Genomic DNA, 4262 nt, shown 5'->3' with positions numbered 1-4262 from the left:
TGCTTTGGGTTTTATACTGATGATAGGTGGAGGCAGTGATGACCCTAATGTTTTTAATGAAGAAATTTACAGTTGGAGACGCATTCGTCTGGCACCTGCCTTGATTTTAATTGGTTTTGCCATTGAAGTGTATGCCATTCTTTTAAATCCAAACAAGAAATAGATGACTTATCTTGACGCCCTGATTCTTGGCGCCGTACAAGGATTGACCGAATTTCTGCCTGTTTCATCCAGTGGACATCTGGAATTAGGAAAAGCCATTTTGGGAGATCAAAGTGTTCCGCAGGAGAGCTTGTTGTTTACCGTTGTGGTTCATTTTGCTACTGCATTGAGTACAATTGTTGTCTTTAGAAAAGACATTGTTGAAATTGTTCAAGGCCTGTTCCGGTTTAAATGGAATGAAGAATTCAAATATTCCCTTAAAATTATACTCTCCATGATTCCGGCCGCTTTTATTGGGCTTGTTTTTAGTGACGAACTGGAAGCTTTTTTTAGTGGGGATATAGTACTTGTGGGCTTTATGCTAATCATTACAGCACTACTTCTTTATTTAGCTGACCGCGCAAAAAACACGATTAAAGAAGTAAGTTTTAAAAGTGCTTTTGTCATTGGCGTAGCACAAGCCATTGCCATCCTTCCCGGAATTTCACGAAGTGGTGCAACCATAGCAACTTCAGTGCTTTTGGGCATTGATCGGGCACGTGCAGCCCGTTTTTCATTTTTGATGGTAGTACCGTTGATTCTCGGAAAAATGGCTAAAGACATTCTTGGTGGTGACATCAGCATGCAAATGGAAAATATTGGAGTGCTTACTGCCGGATTTGCTGCCGCTTTTGTTTTTGGAATCATTGCCTGTACCTGGATGATTGCGTTGGTCAAAAAGAGCAAACTTTCTTATTTTGCCGTGTATTGTTTTGTAGTGGGAATCGCTTCAATTTTAATTGGGTATTATTATTAAATTGATTGGATTTAGTCATATATTCTGTAAATTTGAAGGATGAATACAGAAATCAACACTAAAATACTGGATATCCTTAAACCCTTTCAGCCAATAAAGATTGGGGTTTTTGGGTCATATTCCCGTGGTGAAATGAAAGAAGATAGTGATATTGATATCTTGTACTCTTTCCAAAAGAAAATTTCCCTGTTTGATCTTGTAGGCTTAAAACTGGAGCTTGAAGATGCCTTGCACAGAAAAGTAGATTTAGTTTCTGAAAAAGGAGTTAATAAATACATCAAGCCATACATACTTAAAGATTTAAAAATTATCTATCAGGAATGATAAAGAATAATAGTGTATATATTAAACATATTCTTGATCAAATAACTCACATAGAAAATTTTATGAGAGGTATTTCTGAAGAACAATTCAGTTTAGACATTGAAAAAGAATATGCTATCATTAGATGTTTTGAAATCATAGGTGAGGCATCGAAAAAAGTAGATACTGCATTCAAAAATAAATATCCTCAAATACCCTGGCGAAAAATGGCTGCTTTTCGGGATGTACTCATTCACGATTATGACAGGCTGGTGTCTGAAATAATTTGGAAAACTGTTGTGGATGAAATTCCTGAGTTGAAAGATTCACTACTTGAATTATTAGAGAATGAATCCTAACCCTTCAGCAGAATCCTTCCAACAAGGCCAAATCCTTTTAATCGACAAACCTTTAAACTGGACCTCCTTTCAAGTTGTCAATAAAGTGCGGTGGCTCATCAGGAAGCAATTCAATCTAAAAAAAATAAAGGTAGGTCATGCAGGAACCCTTGACCCGCTGGCTACAGGATTATTGATTATCTGCACCGGAAAGTTTACCAAGCAAATCGACACTTATCAGGCTCAGGAAAAAGAATACACCGGCACGATTACACTTGGTGCCACTACACCTAGTTATGATTTGGAAACCGAAATTGATCAAACCTTTGACATCTCCTCAATTTCAGAATCACAAATTCTTGATGCCACAAAGCAATTTATCGGTGAAATTGAACAATATCCCCCGGTGTTTTCAGCAATTAAAAAAGACGGCAAACGACTTTATGAATTTGCACGTAGCGGCGAGGAAGTGGAGATTTCTTCACGCAAGGTCACTATTTCTTCTTTCGAAATTACCGGCATCAACCTACCCGAAATTCACTTTAGAGTAAACTGCAGTAAGGGAACCTACATCCGCTCGCTGGCAAATGATTTTGGTAAAGCCTTGGATAATGGAGCACATCTTTCGGCTTTGCGGCGGACAAAAATTGGTGAGTTTTCAGTTGATGATGCTATAAGTATTGAGAATTTTGAAACGCAGTTAAAACAAGTTTAAACTTTCTTCAGAAGTGAAGTCAGGTCGTCAACAATGTTTTGGCCTTTGTCTTTGGTGTACCAAAGTTGCAACTCTTGTTTAAATTCCGGTGAAAGCATACCGTGTTTTTCTTTATAATCAGCGACCATTTTTGTCGCAAATGAAGGGCGAGCCCCCCAGGTAAACAACACTTCATTGTTTTTGTCAAGAGCTATGAGTTTTGGGATTGACCTTCCGCCATTGGTCAAAAAAGCATCCATCAATTCGGGCAGTTCATCACGATAAATCAGTTTTAAATCTATAGCCGGGGCTTGCTCAACGATTTTATCAAGCACAGGAATTACCTGAGCAGAATCACCACACCAGGCTTCAGTTATTACCAACCAGGTTTGTTCTTTACTAACATTATTCAGAAATTGTTTGGCATCTTCACTTATCGAAATGGTTTTATTCAACCGTTTCATTCGTTGATAATTTAAAGCTGTAAACTCAATCCTTGATTGCGATTGTTCAGGACCGGATGTTTTTTGTTGCTCGTAAAAACTTTTTACCTGGTTAAAATAAGTATTATAATCAACGGCCTGTGCTATGGCCTTCTGAATTATTGTGGAGTTGTCGGTAAGTGTCTGCATAATTTTAATTTATTTTTTCCATCGAAAATTTTATCATTACCTTTAAGAAACGATTCAATCAATGTGCGAAATTAACCAACCATAATAAAGTTTTCTATGACCAAAGTCACAAACCGTTGCCCTTGGTGTGGCACAGACCCCCTTTATGTTGAATATCACGATACAGAGTGGGGAGTGCCTGTTTATGATGATAAAACCTTGTTTGAATTTTTAATTTTGGAAAGTTTTCAGGCGGGTTTGAGCTGGATTACCATTTTGCGAAAACGCGAAAATTTCCGCAAAGCGTTTGATGATTTCGACTGTAAAAAAATAGCAAATTATAAAGAAAGTAAAATTCAGGAACTTCTCCATAATGAAGGCATCATTCGTAATAAATTAAAAGTCAGGGCAGCTGTCACTAACGCACAAGCGTTTATGGAAGTTCAAAAGGAATTTGGCAGTTTCAGCAACTATGTCTGGGGTTTCGTAGGTGGAAAACCAATAAAAAACAAGCTAAAATCTTTAAAAGAAGCTCACGCAACTACTGAACTTTCAGACAAAATTTCAAAAGACTTAAAAAAAAGAGGGTTTAAGTTTATGGGCAGTACCGTAGTATATGCTCATATGCAAGCCACCGGAATGGTCAATGACCACTTGATGGATTGCTTCAGATATCACGAAGTGTAATTATTTTTTGGAGAGTTTTTGGAACAACTCCATAAATTCCTTTGCCTTTTCGGTTTCATTCAAATATTCTAAAGTTTTAGAATAATGGTAGTAAGCAGAAGGGCTGGGATTAGTATCCAATTCAAACCACTTCTCAAACCATTTTTTGGCATCTTGATAATTTTCCCTGGCAAAATTGGCTTGAGCCAGTTTTTGATAAATTTGAGCAGATTCATAACCTTCTTCCAGGACGTTTTCATAAATTTTGATGACGTCTATTTGATTTGATTCGGAAGATTTTAGCGGAAGGTTTTCTTGTCCTTGTGCATTCAATGCAATGCATAACAAGGCGATGAACAGGGGAATGAGGTTTTTTTTCATCGTAAGTTTTGGGCTTAGCGTTTTGTAAATGTAAGAAAAATACTTGAAAATCAAAATGTTAAGAATTTTCTTACAATTTTAAACAAGATATTTGACAAATTTATCTCTGGGAAGTAAACAGGCACCGAGCGACTCTAAATGTTTTGTGTACACTTGACAATCGATGAGTTTGTAATTTTGGGCTTTTAAAAGTTCAACCAGATGATAAAAGGCCACTTTTGAAGCATCGGTGACTTTGTAAAACATACTTTCACCACAAAAAACACCCTTTTCAGGCAAATCAATTCCATAGAGTCCGCCTACTAATTTTT

At 37.0% G+C, this 4262-nt stretch carries 9 protein-coding genes; 6 read left to right on the top strand and 3 right to left on the bottom strand.

The genetic code is table 11. From position 1 onward, the window contains the following. The 5 genes from AC6F75_RS10655 to truB all read left to right on the top strand — a co-directional run. The coding region (locus AC6F75_RS10655) for a DUF3098 domain-containing protein (protein WP_500715004.1) at positions 1-163 on the top strand (163 nt) is incomplete at its 5' end. Next, positions 164-958: an undecaprenyl-diphosphate phosphatase gene (locus tag AC6F75_RS10650; RefSeq protein WP_500715003.1), complete on the top strand. Its 795-nt coding sequence runs from the start codon at positions 164-166 to the stop codon at positions 956-958. It abuts the gene before it with no gap. Between the two features lie 39 nt (positions 959-997). Continuing rightward, positions 998-1282, top strand: coding sequence for a nucleotidyltransferase domain-containing protein (locus AC6F75_RS10645; protein ID WP_500715002.1), 285 nt, complete (start codon positions 998-1000; stop codon positions 1280-1282). Further along, a complete protein-coding gene (locus tag AC6F75_RS10640; protein ID WP_500715001.1) occupies positions 1279-1620 on the top strand; it encodes a HepT-like ribonuclease domain-containing protein in 342 nt (113 codons plus the stop codon). Before AC6F75_RS10645 ends, AC6F75_RS10640 begins: the two co-directional genes overlap by 4 nt. Further along, positions 1610-2314, top strand: coding sequence for a tRNA pseudouridine(55) synthase TruB (truB, locus tag AC6F75_RS10635; protein ID WP_500715000.1), 705 nt, complete (start codon positions 1610-1612; stop codon positions 2312-2314). The genes AC6F75_RS10640 and truB overlap by 11 nt, the downstream gene beginning before the upstream one ends. On the opposite strand, the gene AC6F75_RS10630 is transcribed toward truB, so the two are convergent. After that, positions 2311-2925 carry a thioredoxin family protein gene (locus AC6F75_RS10630; RefSeq protein ID WP_500714999.1) on the bottom strand — a complete coding sequence of 205 codons (615 nt, stop codon included), beginning with the start codon at positions 2923-2925 and terminating at the stop codon, positions 2311-2313. The two genes, truB and AC6F75_RS10630, sit on opposite strands and share 4 nt — an antisense overlap. 96 nt (positions 2926-3021) lie before the next feature. Here AC6F75_RS10630 and AC6F75_RS10625 point away from each other — a divergent pair, with 96 nt between their 5' ends. Continuing rightward, positions 3022-3591: a DNA-3-methyladenine glycosylase I gene (locus AC6F75_RS10625; RefSeq protein WP_500714998.1), complete on the top strand. Its 570-nt coding sequence runs from the start codon at positions 3022-3024 to the stop codon at positions 3589-3591. Here the strand turns inward: AC6F75_RS10625 and AC6F75_RS10620 are convergent, their stop codons facing one another. Together AC6F75_RS10620 and AC6F75_RS10615 are read right to left on the bottom strand one after the other, a co-directional pair. Beyond that, positions 3592-3951 (bottom strand): tetratricopeptide repeat protein, encoded by a 360-nt coding sequence (locus AC6F75_RS10620; protein WP_500714997.1) that lies wholly within the window; start codon positions 3949-3951, stop codon positions 3592-3594. 78 nt (positions 3952-4029) lie between these two features. Beyond that, positions 4030-4262 (bottom strand): leucyl/phenylalanyl-tRNA--protein transferase (locus tag AC6F75_RS10615; RefSeq protein ID WP_500714996.1); only part of this gene is annotated, 233 nt, incomplete at its 5' end.

It is taken from the genome of Planktosalinus sp. (assembly GCF_059864935.1).
Note: the sequence above shows the minus strand (reverse complement) of the source record. Positions and strands in the feature narration are given on the sequence as shown.

What these genes read in the sequence shown, in the direction of transcription:
- AC6F75_RS10650 (WP_500715003.1), top strand. Translation starts at nt 164, where the DNA reads ATGACTTATCTTGACGCCCTGATTCTTGGCGCCGTACAAGGATTGACC.
- AC6F75_RS10645 (WP_500715002.1), top strand. Translation starts at nt 998, where the DNA reads ATGAATACAGAAATCAACACTAAAATACTGGATATCCTTAAACCCTTT.
- AC6F75_RS10640 (WP_500715001.1), top strand. Translation starts at nt 1,279, where the DNA reads ATGATAAAGAATAATAGTGTATATATTAAACATATTCTTGATCAAATA.
- truB (WP_500715000.1), top strand. Translation starts at nt 1,610, where the DNA reads ATGAATCCTAACCCTTCAGCAGAATCCTTCCAACAAGGCCAAATCCTT.
- AC6F75_RS10630 (WP_500714999.1), bottom strand. Translation starts at nt 2,925, where the DNA reads ATGCAGACACTTACCGACAACTCCACAATAATTCAGAAGGCCATAGCA.
- AC6F75_RS10625 (WP_500714998.1), top strand. Translation starts at nt 3,022, where the DNA reads ATGACCAAAGTCACAAACCGTTGCCCTTGGTGTGGCACAGACCCCCTT.
- AC6F75_RS10620 (WP_500714997.1), bottom strand. Translation starts at nt 3,951, where the DNA reads ATGAAAAAAAACCTCATTCCCCTGTTCATCGCCTTGTTATGCATTGCA.